16 protein-coding genes and 1 riboswitch are annotated in these 16,110 nt (G+C 66.1%); of the genes, 4 read left to right on the top strand and 12 right to left on the bottom strand.

Annotated elements, in window-relative coordinates:
- Positions 1–8: 8 nt before the first annotated feature.
- The 11 genes from CA260_RS04025 to glyA form a co-directional block, all read right to left on the bottom strand.
- Positions 9–545, bottom strand: coding sequence for a GNAT family N-acetyltransferase (locus CA260_RS04025; RefSeq protein ID WP_111981133.1), 537 nt, complete (start codon positions 543–545; stop codon positions 9–11).
- Positions 545–991, bottom strand: a complete 447-nt coding sequence (gene nusB / locus CA260_RS04020) for a transcription antitermination factor NusB (RefSeq protein WP_111981132.1) — start codon at positions 989–991, stop codon at positions 545–547. Before nusB ends, CA260_RS04025 begins: the two co-directional genes overlap by 1 nt.
- Positions 991–1,452, bottom strand: a complete 462-nt coding sequence (gene ribH, locus CA260_RS04015; protein WP_111981131.1) for a 6,7-dimethyl-8-ribityllumazine synthase — start codon at positions 1,450–1,452, stop codon at positions 991–993. Before ribH ends, nusB begins: the two co-directional genes overlap by 1 nt.
- 47 nt (positions 1,453–1,499) lie before the next feature.
- Entirely contained in the window at positions 1,500–2,465 is a 966-nt protein-coding gene (gene ldcA, locus CA260_RS04010) for a muramoyltetrapeptide carboxypeptidase (protein ID WP_111981130.1), read from the bottom strand.
- A 187-nt stretch (positions 2,466–2,652) separates the two neighbouring features.
- Positions 2,653–3,744 carry a bifunctional 3,4-dihydroxy-2-butanone-4-phosphate synthase/GTP cyclohydrolase II gene (gene ribBA / locus CA260_RS04005; RefSeq protein ID WP_111981129.1) on the bottom strand — a complete coding sequence of 364 codons (1,092 nt, stop codon included), beginning with the start codon at positions 3,742–3,744 and terminating at the stop codon, positions 2,653–2,655.
- A gap of 143 nt (positions 3,745–3,887) precedes the next feature.
- Complete coding sequence (locus tag CA260_RS04000; RefSeq protein ID WP_111981128.1) at positions 3,888–4,529, bottom strand: riboflavin synthase; 642 nt, start codon at positions 4,527–4,529, stop codon at positions 3,888–3,890.
- A 131-nt stretch (positions 4,530–4,660) separates the two neighbouring features.
- A riboswitch (FMN riboswitch) is annotated at positions 4,661–4,828 on the bottom strand.
- Positions 4,829–5,004: 176 nt separating this feature from the next.
- Positions 5,005–6,021, bottom strand: coding sequence for a Gfo/Idh/MocA family protein (locus tag CA260_RS03995; RefSeq protein WP_111981127.1), 1,017 nt, complete (start codon positions 6,019–6,021; stop codon positions 5,005–5,007).
- Entirely contained in the window at positions 6,018–6,884 is an 867-nt protein-coding gene (locus CA260_RS03990; RefSeq protein WP_172461712.1) for a phytanoyl-CoA dioxygenase family protein, read from the bottom strand. The genes CA260_RS03995 and CA260_RS03990 overlap by 4 nt, the downstream gene beginning before the upstream one ends.
- 16 nt (positions 6,885–6,900) lie before the next feature.
- Positions 6,901–8,001, bottom strand: coding sequence for a bifunctional diaminohydroxyphosphoribosylaminopyrimidine deaminase/5-amino-6-(5-phosphoribosylamino)uracil reductase RibD (gene ribD / locus CA260_RS03985; protein ID WP_238149605.1), 1,101 nt, complete (start codon positions 7,999–8,001; stop codon positions 6,901–6,903).
- 171 nt (positions 8,002–8,172) lie between these two features.
- On the bottom strand, positions 8,173–8,694 hold the full coding sequence (gene nrdR, locus CA260_RS03980) for a transcriptional regulator NrdR (protein ID WP_111981125.1): 522 nt from the start codon (positions 8,692–8,694) through the stop codon (positions 8,173–8,175).
- 108 nt (positions 8,695–8,802) lie between these two features.
- Positions 8,803–10,056, bottom strand: coding sequence for a serine hydroxymethyltransferase (gene glyA, locus CA260_RS03975; protein WP_111981124.1), 1,254 nt, complete (start codon positions 10,054–10,056; stop codon positions 8,803–8,805).
- 143 nt (positions 10,057–10,199) lie between these two features.
- Here glyA and CA260_RS03970 point away from each other — a divergent pair, with 143 nt between their 5' ends.
- The 3 genes from CA260_RS03970 to CA260_RS03960 all read left to right on the top strand — a co-directional run bounded on the left by CA260_RS03970 (position 10,200) and on the right by CA260_RS03960 (position 13,127).
- Positions 10,200–11,279, top strand: coding sequence for an alpha/beta hydrolase family protein (locus CA260_RS03970; protein WP_111981123.1), 1,080 nt, complete (start codon positions 10,200–10,202; stop codon positions 11,277–11,279).
- 1 nt (position 11,280) lies between these two features.
- A complete protein-coding gene (locus tag CA260_RS03965; protein WP_191983767.1) occupies positions 11,281–11,880 on the top strand; it encodes a TetR/AcrR family transcriptional regulator in 600 nt (199 codons plus the stop codon).
- A gap of 251 nt (positions 11,881–12,131) precedes the next feature.
- Positions 12,132–13,127, top strand: coding sequence for an aldo/keto reductase (locus CA260_RS03960; RefSeq protein WP_111981121.1), 996 nt, complete (start codon positions 12,132–12,134; stop codon positions 13,125–13,127).
- Between the two features lie 93 nt (positions 13,128–13,220).
- Here the strand turns inward: CA260_RS03960 and CA260_RS03955 are convergent, their stop codons facing one another.
- Entirely contained in the window at positions 13,221–14,090 is an 870-nt protein-coding gene (locus CA260_RS03955; RefSeq protein WP_111981120.1) for a DUF817 domain-containing protein, read from the bottom strand.
- Positions 14,091–14,299: 209 nt separating this feature from the next.
- Here CA260_RS03955 and ettA point away from each other — a divergent pair, with 209 nt between their 5' ends.
- Positions 14,300–15,967, top strand: coding sequence for an energy-dependent translational throttle protein EttA (gene ettA / locus CA260_RS03950; protein ID WP_111981119.1), 1,668 nt, complete (start codon positions 14,300–14,302; stop codon positions 15,965–15,967).
- The last annotated feature ends 143 nt before the right edge of the window (positions 15,968–16,110 follow it).

The following is a 16,110-nucleotide window of genomic DNA, read 5'->3' as shown; positions in this document are numbered from 1 at the left end:
CGTCGATGCTACCGGCTGAACACGATGGTGGGACCGCCGTGGTAGGTCGTCTCCTGCCAGCGTTTGAAGCCGGCCTTCTCGGCCACGCGGATCGACGGCAGGTTGGCAGGATCGATGATGCAGACCGCGCGCAAGCTGGGCCGATACTGCTCGGCCCAGCCGATGGCGGCGGCCACCGCCTCGCTCGCATAGCCCTTGCCATGGGCGTGGGCTGCCAGCACCCAGCCGAATTCCAGCATGCCTTCCAGCGAGGGCTGCAGGTCGCGCTTGAAGTCAGCGAAACCGATGTCGCCGATGTAGCGGCCGGTGGACTTCTCTTCGACGGCCCAATAGCCGTAGCCAAGCACGTCCCATAGGCCCATGTACTGCAGGAAGCGGCGCCAGACCTCTTCACCGGTCAACGGCCGTCCGCCGATGAATCGGGTTACCTCGGGATCGGACCAGATCGCGACCCGCTCGGCGTGCTCCTCGGCGCGATGCGCCCGCAGGCGCAGCCGCGCGGTATCGAGGACGGGAACGGAAGACAACCGCTCCGCGCCGCCCATCAGCCGCGCTTTTCCGTGGAGCGCAGCGAGCTGGCGAGCTTGTCCAGCACGCCGTTGACGTAGCTGTGGCCATGGTCGGCGCCGAAGCGCTTGGTGACTTCGATGGCCTCGTTGATGATCACGCGGTACGGCACGTCTGGACGGTACTTCAGCTCGTACGCGGCCAGGCGCAGCGCGGCGCGTTCGATCGGGTCGATCTGGCCGACTTCGCGATCCACGTACGGCTTCAGGCTGTCGTCGATGGCTTCGACATGGCGCTCCACGCCGTGCAGCAGGTCCTCGAAGTACTCGAGGTCGGCCACTTCCATGTCCTGTTCATGGCGGAACTGGTCGATCACGGCATCCATGCGGCTGCCGCCGATCTGCCACGCGTACACGGCCTGCAGCGCGCGGCGACGCGCACGCGAGCGGGCGGCCAGGTCGATGCCTTCGGGACGTTGATTCATTACAGCTTTCCGTACAGGTTGACCATTTCGAGCGCGGCCAGCGCGGCGTCCGCGCCCTTGTTGCCGGCCTTGGTGCCGGAGCGCTCGATGGCCTGCTCGATGGTGTCGGTGGTCAGCACGCCGAACGCCACCGGCACGCCGGAGCTGTAGGCGGCCTGGGCCAGGCCCTTGGCGCATTCGCCGGCGACGTAGTCGAAGTGCGGCGTGGAACCACGGATCACGGCGCCCAGCGCGATCACCGCGGCGTACTTGCCGGAGTTGGCCACCTTGTTGGCGGCCAGCGCGATTTCCCAGGCGCCCGGCACGCGGATCAGCTCGATCGCGTCGTCCTTTACGCCATGGCGCACCAGCACGTCACGCGCGCCGGCCACCAGGGGCTCGACGACGAAGCCGTTGAAACGGCCGGCGACGATGGCAAAACGGCCTTTGGGCGTGGCGAAATCGCCTTCGATGGTCTTCATGAATCGGGGGTTCCTGTGGGCTCGGTGGCCCATGTGGGCCAGCTATTTTACGGATTTTGGGGGCGCTTGGCCGGATCGGGCCTCGGAACGTCCCCGGACAGGTGCGGATGGCCGCGGAAGGTCAGGCTGGCCTGCCCGTCGGCCACGCGCAGCCGCGAGGGCACGCCGAACGGCAGGGTGAACTTATTGGTCTCGTGCCCGAACGGCAGGTCGCGCACCACCGGGATATGCGCCACGCGGCCGATATGGTCGAGCGCGGCGGCGGTGTCGTAGCCGTTGTCGTAGCCGTGCGGCTTGCAGTTGGTGAAGTGGCCGAACACCAGCGCCCGCTGCCGGTCCAGCACGCCGGACAGGTGCAGCTGGTACAGCAGGCGCTCGATGCGGAACGGCGGCTCGCCGACGTCCTCCACGAACAGGATGCCGCCGTCGATGCGCGGGAAATACGGCGTGCCGATCAGGCTGCACAGCATGGCGAGGTTGCCGCCCCACAGCGGGCCTTCAACGTCGAGCATCGCCTGGCTCGTCGTGGCCCAGCGCGCCGTGGCTTCCGGCTCGGTGACCGTGCGCCAGAAGTGTTCCCACATCAGCTCGTTGAGCTCCGGCGCGCCGAAATCCGGGCCCAGCATGGGGCCGCCGAACGTGGCAAGGCCGCTCTTCACGTAGAGGGCCATCTGCAGCGCGGTGAAATCGCTGTGACCCACCAGCAAGGTCGACGAACCCGCAAGGCGCTCGCGCAGCGCGCCGTAGTGGATGTGTTCGAGCAGCCGTGTGACGCCATAGCCACCGCGTACCGCGAGCACAATGTCCGGCAGGGACGGATGGATGGCCAGATGGTTGATGTCGGCCGCGCGTTCCGCATCGCTGCCCGCAAAGCGGTGCTCCGTCCGATCCAGCACGTCGAGCCCGTCGATCGTGCAGCCCGCCGCGCGCAGACGCGCCACGCCGCGCGCCATGGCGTCGTAATCGTGCGGATAGCCGGACGGGGCGATCAGGCGGATGGTGGTGGCGGTCATGGCTGGCCGATGGTGGGAGGAAAGCCCGAGTATGCCGGGGATGGCATGGCGTGGAAGTGGCGAAGCACGGCAAAGCCGCTGCCTGCCTGTGTAGGAGCGCACCCAGTGCGCGAAAAGCCTACGGAGCGATCACCCCGAAATTCCGCAGTCGCGCACTGGGTGCGCTCCTACAAGGGAGTGGCCACCTTTAAACGTACTCGACCACTTCCAGCCCAAACCCGCCCAGCCCCACCATCTTGCGCGGCGTACCCAGCACGCGCAGCTGATGGATGCCCAGGTCGGCCAGGATCTGCGCGCCCAGGCCCAGTTGGCGCCACTCCTGCTGCTGCGCCTCTTCTGGCGCCTGCGCCAGCGGCTGGCGGTTGAGGCGGCGCAGCAGCGCGTCAGCGGTGTCCTCGCCCGACAGCACCAGCAGGGCGCCACGGTCCTCGTCGGCAATGCGTCGCAGCGCCGAAGTGACTGTCAGGCCCAGGTCGTCGCGTTGCAGATGCAGCACGTCCGACAGCGTGTTTCGTACATGCACGCGCGTGAGCACCGGCGCGCCGTCGTCCACCTTGCCGCGCAGCAGCGCGAAATGCAGGCCATGGCGGATCGCATCGCGGTAGGCCACCAGGCGAAACGGCCCGAACTCGGTCTGCACATCTTCCTCCACCACGCGCTGCACCGTCTTCTCGGTTTCCAGGCGGTAGCGGATCAGGTCGGCGATGCTGCCGATCTTCAGGCCATGCTTCTTCGCGAAGACTTCCAGCTCGGGGCGGCGCGCCATCGAGCCGTCCTCGTGCAGGATCTCGATCAGCACCGCCGACGGTTCCAGCCCCGCCAGCGCGGCGAGATCGCAGCCCGCTTCGGTGTGGCCGGCGCGCGTGAGCACGCCGCCCGGCTGCGCGGTGAGCGGGAAGATGTGGCCCGGCTGCGAGAGGTCCTGCGGCTTCGCGTCCGACTTCACCGCCACCTGGATGGTTCGCGCGCGGTCGTGCGCCGAGATGCCGGTGGTGACGCCTTCGGCTGCCTCGATCGAAACGGTGAAGTTGGTGTGGTACGGCGAGGTGTTGTCCACGACCATGGGACGCAGGCCCAGCTGGCGCGTGCGCTGTTCGGTCAGCGTCAGGCAGACCAGGCCGCGGGCCTCGCGCACCATGAAGTTGATGTCCTCCGGCCGCACCATCTGCGCAGCCATGATGAGATCGCCTTCGTTCTCGCGATCCTCGTCGTCGAGGATCACGACCATGCGGCCGGCGCGGATGTCGTCGAGGATTTCGGGGATAGTGTTGAAACTCATGGATCGGATTCCGTGTTGTTTTTCCTTCTCCCCCTGGGAGAAGGTGCCCGAAGGGCGGATGAGGGTGCGGGCGGAGCGGCACATGACAAGTCACGCAAGCCCCGCACCCTCACCCCTGCCCCTCTCCCGACGGGAGAGGGGTTCTAGGCGAAGCCGTGCTGCCGGAGGAACGCCTCATCGAGCTTCGGCGCGTCGCCACTGGCGATCAGCCGCTCGATGTAGCGCGCCACCACGTCCACTTCGATGTTCACCGCATCACCTGCCCTGCGTGCATGGAATGCCGTGTGTTCCACCGTGTGGGGGATAAGGTTCACTCCGAAGCGATGGCCGTTCACCTCGTTCACGGTGAGGCTGGTGCCGTCGATGCAGATCGAGCCCTTCGCGGCGATATAGCGCGACAGGTTGGCCGGCACTTCAAAGGTCCAGCGCTGTGAGCGGCCGTCCGGGGTCACCGATACGACCTTGCCCACGCCATCCACATGCCCGGAGACCAGATGGCCGCCCAGGCGGTCGGCCAGGCGCAGCGCCTTCTCCAGGTTCACCGGATCGCCGGCCTTCAGCTTGCCCAGCGTGGTAAGCGACAGGGTCTCGTTGGAGACATCCGCGCTGAAACCACGTGCCTCCAATGTGACCGCCGTGAGGCACACCCCCGACACGGCGATGCTGTCGCCCAACTGCACGTCGGCGAGATCGAGGTCGGCGGTATCGACATGCAGGCGCACGTCACCGCCGCGGGGTTCCAGCCGCACGATGCAGCCCACGCTCTGGATGATGCCGGTGAACATCAGCGCACCTCCCGGACGGAGGCGGCGAAAGAACAAGAACGATGCTTGGTCATGAAACGTTTCCCGCGTGAATAGCTGCGAAAAACGCCCCAAGGCGTCAGGCAGGCGCACGCCCCCGAGGGCCTGCGCCGTACCGTCTTCTCTCATCCGGACTTTCTGGAAGCCATCGCTGGCTGCCAACCGTCGGCTCCGGCATTGGACCGGATCTGCTGACCTTCCGATGACACCGGAAGCGCTCGCGGGCTCACCCCGAAGGGTCTACCGCCGGTGGGGAATGTCACCCCGCCCTGAAGACGTCGTTTGTGGTTTTGCCGGCGAACCGGCCGGGGGAGTTTACCACCATCTCGGGGTATGACTCCCGGGAGCATCGTGCAGCCAGTGGAACGATGTGTCGTGGCGATCGCGCACTGGGTGCGCTCCTACAGGGGACTACGGTGCTTCTGTAGGAGCGCACCCAGTACGCGATCACCGCCCCTCAGCCCCCGACAGCCTGCCCGGTCTCGCGCCGGTAATCCCGCAGCACCTGGTCCATCACCCAGCTGGTCCGCGCGCCGGATTCGGCGGTGGAAGGGCTGGCGCCTTTCTGCCCGGTAAGTTCGGCCACGATGGTCTCGATCAACGGCTGCTGGATGTGCAGCGGGTTTTCCACATGATGCTCGTGCGAGTCCCGGGCATTCTCCACCGTGATGGGACCGTTGCCGAACGTGGCGAACGCAATGCGCCCTTCGTCACCCACCACCTCGATCTGGTCGTGGTGCTTGTAGCTGTCGAAATTCCACAGGCCCGTGCCCAGCATGCCGTTGCCGAAAGCGAATGACATCGCCACCGTATCCTCCGGCGGATACGCGCCCAGCTGGTTGCTTGCATGGCCGCTCACCGAAACGATCGGACCGAACAGCCAGTCGATGATGTCCAGCGTGTGGCAACCGATGTCCATGAACACGCCGCCACCTGAAATACCCGGCTGCACGTGCCAGGGCAGGTTCTTCGGATCGTGGTAGCGCGGATGGTGTGGCTCGTGCAGCACGGTGTTGACGATGCGCGGCGTGCCGATCGCGCGCTGGCCGAAAATGAGCTCGCGCACCTTGTGGAAGCGCGGCAGCGCGCGACGGTAGTAAGCCACGAACACCGGCACGTTCGCCTGGCGCCCTGCGTTGATGATCGCCTCGCACTCGGCGTGGTCCATCGCCATGGGCTTTTCCACGTACACCGGCTTGCCCGCGGCGATCGACATCAACGCGTACTGCTTGTGCGTGGAAGGCGGCGTGGCGACGTAGACCGCATTCACCTCCGGATCGGCGATCAGCTTCGCAGCGTCGTCGTACCAGCGCGGCACGCCATGGCGCTCGGCATAGTCGCGCGCCTTGTCGCCGTCGCGGCGCATCACCGCCACCAGCGCGGAGTTCGGCGTCTTGCTGAAGCCCGGGCCACTCTTCACTTCGGTGACGTTGCCGCAACCGATGATGCCCCAGCGTATCGCTGCCGTCGTCATGTGGTCTTGAACTCCTTTTTCAGGAACTGCTGGTGATAGGCGTGGAAGACGTTCACTTCCGGATAGCGCGCGCGCTCGACCAGATGCGCGCGCAAGGCTTCGCGCACGCACGGTTCCAGTGACGCGAGATAGTCCAGCGTGTATTCGGTGTGGTCCAGCACGCCGAAATGCAACGTCGGGGCGTGCTCGGCGGAATGGAAACCCAGATGGATGGTGATGCGCCGGTCCTTCAGCACAGCGCCGTAACCGCGGTGCACGGCGTAGTTGTTGTAGAACACCGCCTCGCCCGGCTGCAGCACGAGCTGCCTGCCTTCGCTGAGTTCCGCGCCATCGACGGGCGCCATCTTCTCGGTGTTGCCGAAAAGCGCACGCTCTTCGGCATTCAGCTGGCGCCGATGGCTGCCGGGCACGATCCACAGACAGCCGTCCACGGTGAGCGACAGGTTCATCTGCACGTAGTTGTAGTGGTAGTCCTCGCTGAACCAGTTCGGATCCACCTGGTCGTCCGGCACCTGCAGGACATCGCGGTGCCAACCCTGGCGGTAATCCACGCCCGCCTCGCCATAGAACAGCGATGCCCCGTCGACGATGATGCGCTCGCCCAGCAGGTCGCGGCAGACCCCGAGGATGGCTTCGTTGCAGATGACATCCTGGATGCCGGGAATCGCCTTGCCGGGCTGGAGGAACTGCAGGTTGCTCATCCGCTGGGTGTCGCCGCGCTCGCGGCGCGATGCATCGACGGCATCGACGTAGCGCGCCACGGCGGCGTCATCGAGGATGCGGCGAACGAGATAACCCTGTTCGCGGAAATGGCGTCGCTCGGCTTCGTTCAAGGCGACAGCGATGGAAGATGGCGATGTCATGGCTAGGTCACAGGTATCAGGTCGTCGGGCGCAGTTGCAGCCGCAGGTCATCGCCCAGCACGCGGCGATCGAGTGTGCGCAGCTTCCAGCGCTCCGCCATATCGTTCAGTGACGGCAAGCCCAGCAGCGGGCGTGCGCTGTCGCCAAGCAGCACCGGCGCGATGTAGAGCAGCAGCTCGTCGACCAGGCCCGCGGCGAACAGCGAGCCGCACAGGCTCGGACCGGCCTCGACGTGCAACTCGCTCACGTGACGCCGCGCGAGTTCGGCCATCGCGGCATGCAGATCCATCGCACCGCCCTGCTCCGCCACCACGGCCAGCTCGACCGCCTGGAAGCGCGGATCGACCGGCGCGTACTGTTCGTTGTGCAGCACCAGCGTCGGCACCGAGCCGTCGAGTACGTGGCTACCCGATGGCGTACGCAGCCGATTGTCGAGCAGCACGCGCCACGGCGGCGTAAACGCCTCGCCTTCGGGCAGGCGTACGGTCAACCGGGGGTTGTCCGCGATCACCGTGCCCGAGCCGGTGAAGATCGCCGAGCTGCGCGCACGCCAGCGTTGCACATCGGCGCGCGCAGCCTCGCCGGAGATCCACTTCGACTCGCCGTTGGCCAGCGCGGTGCGGCCGTCCAGGCTCATCGCAAGCTTGACGCGCACCCAGGGCCGGCCACGCTCGATGCGGCTGAAGAATCCGATGTTGAGCTCGCGCGCCGCATCCCGCATCAAACCGGCTTCCACCGTGATACCCGCGTCGCGCAGCTTGCCGATCCCGCGGCCCGCGACCTGCGGGAATGGATCTTCCGCGGCGATGACCACGCGCGAGACACCGGCGGCGATCAAGGCATCGGCGCAGGGCGGCGTGCGGCCGTGATGCGCGCAGGGCTCCAGCGTGACGTAGGCGGTGGCGCCTTGAGCCTTCTCGCCGGCCTCGCGCAGTGCGAACACCTCGGCGTGCGGTTCACCAGCGCGCCGGTGGAAGCCGGTGCCCACCACCTGTTCGCCATGCGCGATGACGCAACCGACGCGCGGATTGGGGTGCGTGGTGTAGAGCCCGCGCTCGGCCAGGCGCAGGGCATGCGCCATGTGGGCGTGGTCGATGGCGGTGAAGGTGGAAGGCATAGGGAGGCTCTTGCTTCCTCTCCCCTCCGGGCGACCCGAAGGTAGTTCCGTGGGAGAGGGGACTGAGGTGAGGGTGGCTGCTCGCGAGACACTATCAAAAGCACCGGCTCAGATGAGCGCTACCGCAAGATTGGCCCCTCACCCAGCCCTCTCCCCGGCGGGAGAGGGTAGTCAGGAGGACTTCTTGCGCCGCGCCACGCTCTCGCCCAGCAGCGACAGCTGCAACGCTTCCAGCTCCGGCAGGTCGCGCTCCAGCTTCTCGATTTCCTCGCGGAAGGCCTGCACGTCCTCGAACTTGCGGTAGACCGAGGCAAAGCGCACGTACGCCACCTGGTCCAGCTTCTTCAGCTCGCGCATCACCAGTTCGCCGACCTGCCGCGAAGGCACCTCGCGCTCACCGCAGCGACGCAGGTCGTTGATGATCTCGCGCACCGCGGTGTCCACCGAATGGGTGGGCACCGGGCGCTTCTGCAGCGCGCGCTCGAAGCTCACCCGCAGCTTGTGCTCGTCGAAAGGCTCGCGCCGTTCGCCACTCTTCACGATGGAAGGCAGCTTGAGCTCGGCAGTCTCGAAGGTATTGAAGCGCTCGCCACACTTCGGACACTCGCGACGGCGGCGCACGGTGGCGCCATCCTCGGCAAGGCGCGAATCGATCACGCGGGTGTCTTCGTGCTGGCAGAAGGGGCAATGCATCAGAGGGCGGGGAATAGGGAAAGGGGAATAGGGAATAGGAAAAGCGCGGCGCGCTCCGGGAATCGGGCTCTTGCGATTCCCGATTCCCGATTCCCTATTGCCGGCTTCTCAGCCATACACCGGGAACTTGTGGCACTGCGCGGTGACCTTCTCGCGCACCTTGGCGATGACGGCGTCATCGTTCGGCGCGTCGAGCACGTCGCAGATCCAGTTCGTCAGCTCCACCACGTCCGCTTCCTGGTAGCCGCGGGTGGTGACCGCCGGCGTGCCCACGCGCAGGCCCGAGGTGACGAAGGGCTTGCGGGGATCGTTCGGCACGGCGTTCTTGTTGACCGTGATGTGGGCCTTGCCCAGCGCCTCTTCCGCATCCTTGCCGGTGACGTCGCGACCGATCAGGTCCACCAGCATCAGGTGGTTCTCGGTGCCGCCGGAAACGATCTTGTAGCCGCGCTCGATGAAAGTCCTGGCCATCGCCTTGGCGTTCTTCACCACCTGCGCCTGGTAGGTCTTGAAGTCCGGCTCCAGCGCTTCCTTGAACGCCACCGCCTTGGCGGCGATCACGTGCATCAGCGGGCCGCCCTGGATGCCCGGGAACACGATCGAGTTGATCTTCTTCTCGATCTCTTCGCCGGCGTCCTTGGCCACGATGATGCCGCCGCGCGGACCGCGCAGCGTCTTGTGCGTGGTCGACGTCACCACGTGCGCGTGCGGCAGCGGGCTGGGGTACACGCCGGCGGCGATCAGTCCGGCGACGTGGGCCATGTCCACGAACAGGTAGGCACCGACCTTGTCGGCGATGGCGCGGAAACGCGCCCAGTCCATCACCTGCGAGTAGGCGCTGAAGCCGGCCACGATCATCTTCGGCTTGTGCTCGACGGCGAGGCGCTCGACCTCGTCGTAATCGACCAGGCCCTGCTCGTTCACACCGTACTGGATGGCGTTGAACAGCTTGCCCGACACGTTGACCTTGGCGCCGTGGGTGAGGTGGCCGCCATGGGCCAGGCTCATGCCGAGGATGGTGTCGCCCGGATTCAGCAGCGCGAGGTATACAGCCTGGTTGGCCTGCGAACCGGAATGCGGCTGCACGTTGGCGTAGGTCGCGCCGAACAGCTGCTTCAGGCGGTCGATGGCGAGCTTCTCGGCGATGTCGACGAATTCGCAGCCGCCGTAGTAGCGCTTGCCGGGATAGCCCTCGGCGTACTTGTTGGTGAGCACGCTGCCCTGCGCTTCCATCACGCGCGGGCTGGCGTAGTTCTCCGAAGCAATCAGTTCGACGTGGTCTTCCTGACGACGGGCCTCGTCGGCCATGGCCTGGGCCAGTTCATTGTCGTAACCGGCGATCGTCTCGTGCTTCGGGAACATCCTGACCTCGTTGGGGTTGGTTGCAGGGATTAGAACGCGAAATTGTAGCCCTCATGTGCTAAGGCGGCCACCGCGGGCACTTGCAGGATCATAACGTACAACGTACCGTACGACGCACGCTACCGCTCACCTGGAGTCTGGCCATGCCCCACGCCGTCGTCCGCGCACCTGTGCGCCTGTTCCACCGGCTCGTGCTGTTGCTGTTCCTGCTGGCGCCCTGCGCCGTCCTGGCTGATGCCAGCACGGGCGTGGGCATCGCGCGCATCAGCATTTCCGACCCGGTCAGCGGCAAACCGACCGAGGGTTACGTGTTCTATCCCTCCTCCCAGCCGGCTCACGGCACCACGGCGCTGGGCCCCTACGACGTTGCCGCCACCATGGATGCCCCGGCGATGCCCGGCGCAAAGCCGCTGGTGGTGATCTCGCATGGCAACGGCGGCAGCAACCTGGGACATCACGACCTGGCGACGTATCTCGCCAGCCATGGTTTCGTGGTCGCCACGCTCAATCACCTTGGCGACTACTTCCGCGACACCAGTGGCGTGGGCCGCATCGAGGTGCTGGCCGGGCGTCCGATCCAGGTCAAGGCGACCATCAGCATGCTGCTGGCCGACGCACGCTGGAAAACGCTGATCGACCCCGACCGCATCGGCATCGCCGGTTTCTCCGCCGGCGGCTACACCTCGCTGATGATTGCGGGCGCCAAGCCGCGCTTCGTCCGCTTCATCGCCTTCTGCGACCGCTACCCCGACGACAAGGACGTGTGCGGGCATCGCGCTGACTTCGAAGCGTCGGCCAGGAAGCAGGGCAAGACGATGGAACAGGTGCTGGACGAGATGCAGGGTCAGCTCGGCCGCTATGGCGATACGGCCGATCCGCGCGTGAAGGCGGCCTTCGCCATGGCACCGCTCAGCCTGATCTTCGACGAGCACAGCTTCGACGATGTGCACATCCCCGTGTACCTGTATTACGGCCAGAACGACCATGTGCTGCCACCGGAGGCCAACGCCAGGCATATCCAGCCGCTGATCCCCACGCTGGCCGGCGTGAAGGAAATCCCGAAAGCCGATCACTGGGTCTTCCTGCCGCCCTGCTCGGACGAACTGAAGAAGGAGATCCCGGCGATGTGTCGCGACCCGCAGGGCGTCGACCGCGCCAAGGCGCACGCGCAGATCAACGCCGATGCCCTCGCCTTCTTCCGCAAGACACTGGACGTGCGCTGACGTGCCGCGTGCATTGAGCGAGCAGGAAACCGAAGCCTTCCGCGAACGCATCTGCCAGGTCGCGGCGCGCCTCTATGTCGATGAAGGCCCCGCCGCCGTCACCATGCGCCGCATCGCCGCCGAACTCGGCAGCGGCACGATGACGACGTACCGCTACTTCGCCAACAAGGACGAGATCCTCACGGCAGTAAGGACGCGCGGCATGCATCGCTTCTCCGAAGCGTTGGAGCGCGCGCTTGATTCGCCCGGGGACGGCAGGCGGCGTTCTCGCGCCGTGCGCGATGCCTATATCGCGTTTGCGAGGGAAAACACCGCCACCTACCGGTTGATGTTCGAGTACCCCGAATCCAATCGCGACGATGCCGACTATCGCCAAGCGCACGAACGTATGTGGCGCACCGTGGCGGCGCATGTGGAGGTACTGATTGCCGAAGGCGCCATCGATGCCGACCCGGCCATTCTCGGTCACCAGATATGGGCGGCCTTGCATGGCGCAGTGATGCTGGAAATAGCGGGCTTGTTGCCGGAAGGATATGACGCCGCGTCGCTGCATACGCGCACCGTGGCGGCGTTGTTTGAGGTGGCCAGGGTGAAGAGGTAGAAGGAGCAACCAGAAACCGAGGCTCTGGGTTCCGGCCTGCGCCGGAACGACGAAAATGAAGCCCGAGGCGAAAGGCGGTCGCGCACTGGGTGCGCTCCTGCAGAAGGGCGACCAACGGAGGCGAAAGGCGTCGCGCACGGGGTGTGCGCCCACAAGTCACCGCGAAACCACGCCACCCAAATCCCTCCGGCACATGGCCTACACGCCACCCCGATGCACCATTAGGGGCCCCCAATCTCCGCGGAGTCCCAATGAAATACCGCCCCCTGGGCCAGAACGGCCCCAAAGTTTCCGCCCTCGGCCTCGGCTGCATGGGCATGTCCGGCATGTACGGCGCGACCGATCGCGACGAGAGCATCGCCACCATCCATGCCGCGCTCGATGCCGGCATCACCCTGCTCGATACCGGCGATTTCTACGGCATGGGCCACAACGAGATGTTGATCGGCGAGGCGCTGGTCGGCCGCTCTCGCGACAGCTATCAGCTCAGCGTGAAGTTCGGCGCGCAGCGCGGCCCGGCGGGGGACTGGCTGGGTTACGACGCGCGTCCCGCGGCGGTGAAGACCGCGCTGGCCTATACGCTGCAGCGCCTGCGCACCGACTACGTCGACATCTATCGCCCTGCCCGCCTCGATCCCAACGTGCCGATCGAGGAGACCGTCGGCGCCATCGCGGATCTGGTGAAGGCAGGCTACGTGCGCAGTCTCGGCCTGTCCGAGGTGGGCGTCGACACCATCCGCCGCGCGAACGCGGTGATGCCGGTGTCGGACCTGCAGATCGAGTATTCGCTGGTCTCCCGCGGCATCGAGAAGGAGATCCTGCCGGTGTGCCGCGAACTTGGCATCGGCATCACCGCGTACGGCGTGCTTTCACGCGGGCTCATCAGCGGTCATTGGTCGAAGAACAGGCAGACCGACACGCGCGACTTCCGCACGCACAGCCCGCGCTTCCAGGGCGCCAACCTCGAGCACAACCTCAAGCTGGTCGATGCGCTGCAAAAGCTTGCATCGGTGAAGGGCTGCAGCATCGCGCAGGTGGCGATCGCCTGGGCGCTGGCGCAAGGCGAAGACATCGTGCCGCTGGTCGGCTCGCGCACCCGCGAACGACTCGACGAGGCGCTTGGCGCGCTGGACATCGTGCTCACCGCGGCTGACCTCGCCACGCTGGAGCAGGCCTTTCCGCCTGGCGTCGCCGCCGGCGACCGGTACAACACGCAGGGCATGGCGTCGCTGGACAGCGAGCGCTGAGGCACGCCGCCCCCCTGTAGGAGCGCACCCAGTGCGCGAAAAGCCAACGGAGCGGTGAAGCCGTTGCGCCGCGGTCGCGCACTGGGTGCGCTCCTACAGAGAGCGTGCGCAGCACCTTCGCGCCACCGCGGAAACCATCACATAACTGATCACCATCAACAGCAGCCACGCACCGAGCTTGCCGAGCGGCACCATCGCCCAACCGTGCCGTTGCGTCGGATAACGCCACGCGGCCGCAAACGTGCCCACGTTCTCCGCCAGCCAGATGAACAGCGCCACCAGCACGAAACCCAGCAACAGCGGCATGCGACGGTGGACGTCGCGGATGCGGAACAGGATCCAGGTGCGGCCGAACAGCCATGCCAGCGCGCCGAACAACAGCCAGCGCAGGTCGGGCAAGAAGTGATGCGCGAAGAAGTTCACGTAGATCGCCAGCGCCAGCCACACCGTCGCGGCAAACGGCGGATGCCGCACGAAGCGGAAATCGAACAGCCGCCAGGCCCGCGCGATGTAGCTGCCCACGGCGGCGTACATGAATCCGGTGAACAACGGCACGCCGCCGAGACGCAGCACGGAGGGCTCGGGATAGAGCCATGAACCCATCGCCGTCTTGAACACCTCCATGGCCGTGCCGACCACGTGGAAGCCGAAGATCACCAGGGCCTCCTCCCGGGTTTCCAGGCGGCTGGCGATCAGCACCGCCTGCAGGGCCAGCGCCGTCAACACGAGGAAGTCGTAGCGCGCCAGCCACGCATCCGCCGGGTACCACGCCCAGGTACCCAGCAGCAGCGCCAGCATGCAGCCGCCGAACAGGCATGCTCGGGCCTGCTTGATTCCGAAGCACACGAACTCATGTACGAAGACAGCGAGTCGCCCGCGCTGCATCGCCCATTGGGCCGCCCGGTCACCCAGCGACGCCCAGCGTAGTGCCACGTTTGCCGCCAGCACGCCTATCCCTGCCATATCCTTCTCCCACCCGAAAAGGACAGGGTGGACGCGGGATCGGGCCCTTACGGGGCGGCGGGAGGCGGGGTTGGGGCGAAAGGGTCGCCAACGAAGGACGCGCCGGTCACCGGGACGCCGCTCCGACCCGCTATAATGCAAGGTTTGATACCCACTCTGACGCACCGCCAGCCCTGCCGGCAGGTGTCGTGCACGCCGCCGGAGGCTCAATGAGTTCGCAATTCATCTACACCATGAACGGGGTCAGCAAGATCGTTCCCCCGAAGCGCCAGATCATCAAGGACATCTCGCTCTCCTTCTTCCCCGGCGCCAAGATCGGCCTGCTGGGCCTGAACGGCGCGGGCAAGTCCACGGTGCTGCGCATCATGGCCGGCGTCGACAAGGACTTCCAGGGCGAAGCCCGCCCGCAGCCTGGCATCAAGATCGGCTACCTCGCGCAGGAGCCGGAGCTCGATCCCGAGAAGACCGTGCGTGAAGCGGTCGAGGAAGGCGTCTCCGTCGTCCTCGACGCGCAGAAGCGCCTGGAAGAGGTCTACGCCGCCTACGCCGAGGAAGGCGCCGACTTCGACAAGCTGGCCAAGGAACAGGAACAGCTGGAGAACATCCTGGCCGTGAACGACGCCCACGCGCTGGAGCGCCAGCTGGAAGTGGCCGCCGACGCGCTGCGCCTGCCGCCGTGGGACGCGAAGATCGGCACGCTGTCGGGCGGCGAAAAGCGCCGCGTGGCGCTGTGCAAGCTGCTGCTCGAAAAGCCCGACATGCTGCTGCTCGACGAACCGACCAACCACCTCGACGCCGAATCGGTCGACTGGCTCGAGCAGTTCCTGCAGAGCTACCCGGGCACCGTGGTGGCCGTCACCCACGATCGCTACTTCCTCGACAACGCCGCCGAGTGGATTCTCGAACTCGACCGCGGCCACGGCATTCCGTGGAAGGGCAACTACAGCAGCTGGCTCGACCAGAAGGAGGAGCGCCTGAAGCAGGAAGACCAGCCGGAAACGTCGCGCCAGAAGGCGATCAAGAAGGAACTGGAGTGGGTGCGCTCGGAACCCAAGGGCCGTCAGTCCAAGGGCAAGGCGCGTCTCAACCGCTTCGAGGAGCTGAACTCGGTCGAGTACCAGCGCCGCAACGAAACCAACGAAATCTTCATTCCGCCGGGCGAGCGCCTGGGCCAGGAAGTGATCGAGTTCAAGAACGTCACCAAGGCGTTCGGCGACCGCGTGCTGATCGAAGACCTGTCGTTCAAGATCCCGCCGGGCGCCATCGTCGGCGTGATCGGCCCGAACGGCGCCGGTAAATCGACCTTCATGAAGATGATCATGGGCAAGGAGCAGCCCGATGCCGGCGAGGTGAAGCTGGGCCACACGGTCAAGCTCGCCTACGTCGACCAGTCGCGCGACGCGCTCGACCCGAAGAACAACGTGTGGCAGGAAGTGTCCGGCGGTTCGGACATCCTCACCATCGGCACCTTCGAGATCCAGTCGCGCGCCTACATCGGTCGCTTCAACTTCAAGGGCGCCGACCAGCAGAAGATCGTCGGCAAGCTGTCCGGTGGTGAGCGCGGTCGCCTGCACCTGGCCAAGACGCTGTTGCAGGGCGGCAACGTACTGCTGCTCGACGAACCGTCGAACGACCTGGACGTGGAAACCCTGCGCGCACTGGAAGACGCGCTGCTGGAGTTCCCGGGCTGCGCCGTGGTCATCTCGCATGACCGCTGGTTCCTCGACCGCATCGCCACGCACATCATCGCGTTCGAAGGCGATTCGCACGTGGAGTTCTTCCCGGGCAACTACAACGAATACGAAGCGGACAAGAAGCGTCGTCTCGGCGATGAAGCGGCCAAGCCGCATCGCGTGAAGTACAAGAAGCTGGCGTAATGCTGTAGCCCCTCTCCCACTGGGAGAGGGGTTGGGGAGAGGGTGCGGGGCTTGCGCGAGATTTCAACGAAGCGCTCCGCCCGCACCCTCACCCGCCTGCCGGCACCCTCTCCCAAAGGGAGAGGGGATGCACTAAGCAAGAC

The organism is Dyella jiangningensis, assembly GCF_003264855.1.
GTDB lineage: Bacteria > Pseudomonadota > Gammaproteobacteria > Xanthomonadales > Rhodanobacteraceae > Dyella > Dyella jiangningensis_C.
The sequence above is the reverse complement of the archived record's forward strand: the minus strand, read 5'-3'. Positions and strand labels throughout refer to the sequence as shown.

Coding starts and splice junctions, on each gene's coding strand:
- CA260_RS04025 (WP_111981133.1), bottom strand. CDS start 545: ATGGGCGGCGCGGAGCGGTTGTCTTCCGTTCCCGTCCTCGATACCGCG.
- nusB (WP_111981132.1), bottom strand. CDS start 991: ATGAATCAACGTCCCGAAGGCATCGACCTGGCCGCCCGCTCGCGTGCG.
- ribH (WP_111981131.1), bottom strand. CDS start 1,452: ATGAAGACCATCGAAGGCGATTTCGCCACGCCCAAAGGCCGTTTTGCC.
- ldcA (WP_111981130.1), bottom strand. CDS start 2,465: ATGACCGCCACCACCATCCGCCTGATCGCCCCGTCCGGCTATCCGCAC.
- ribBA (WP_111981129.1), bottom strand. CDS start 3,744: ATGAGTTTCAACACTATCCCCGAAATCCTCGACGACATCCGCGCCGGC.
- CA260_RS04000 (WP_111981128.1), bottom strand. CDS start 4,529: ATGTTCACCGGCATCATCCAGAGCGTGGGCTGCATCGTGCGGCTGGAA.
- CA260_RS03995 (WP_111981127.1), bottom strand. CDS start 6,021: ATGACGACGGCAGCGATACGCTGGGGCATCATCGGTTGCGGCAACGTC.
- CA260_RS03990 (WP_172461712.1), bottom strand. CDS start 6,884: ATGACATCGCCATCTTCCATCGCTGTCGCCTTGAACGAAGCCGAGCGA.
- ribD (WP_238149605.1), bottom strand. CDS start 8,001: ATGCCTTCCACCTTCACCGCCATCGACCACGCCCACATGGCGCATGCC.
- nrdR (WP_111981125.1), bottom strand. CDS start 8,694: ATGCATTGCCCCTTCTGCCAGCACGAAGACACCCGCGTGATCGATTCG.
- glyA (WP_111981124.1), bottom strand. CDS start 10,056: ATGTTCCCGAAGCACGAGACGATCGCCGGTTACGACAATGAACTGGCC.
- CA260_RS03970 (WP_111981123.1), top strand. CDS start 10,200: ATGCCCCACGCCGTCGTCCGCGCACCTGTGCGCCTGTTCCACCGGCTC.
- CA260_RS03960 (WP_111981121.1), top strand. CDS start 12,132: ATGAAATACCGCCCCCTGGGCCAGAACGGCCCCAAAGTTTCCGCCCTC.
- CA260_RS03955 (WP_111981120.1), bottom strand. CDS start 14,090: ATGGCAGGGATAGGCGTGCTGGCGGCAAACGTGGCACTACGCTGGGCG.
- ettA (WP_111981119.1), top strand. CDS start 14,300: ATGAGTTCGCAATTCATCTACACCATGAACGGGGTCAGCAAGATCGTT.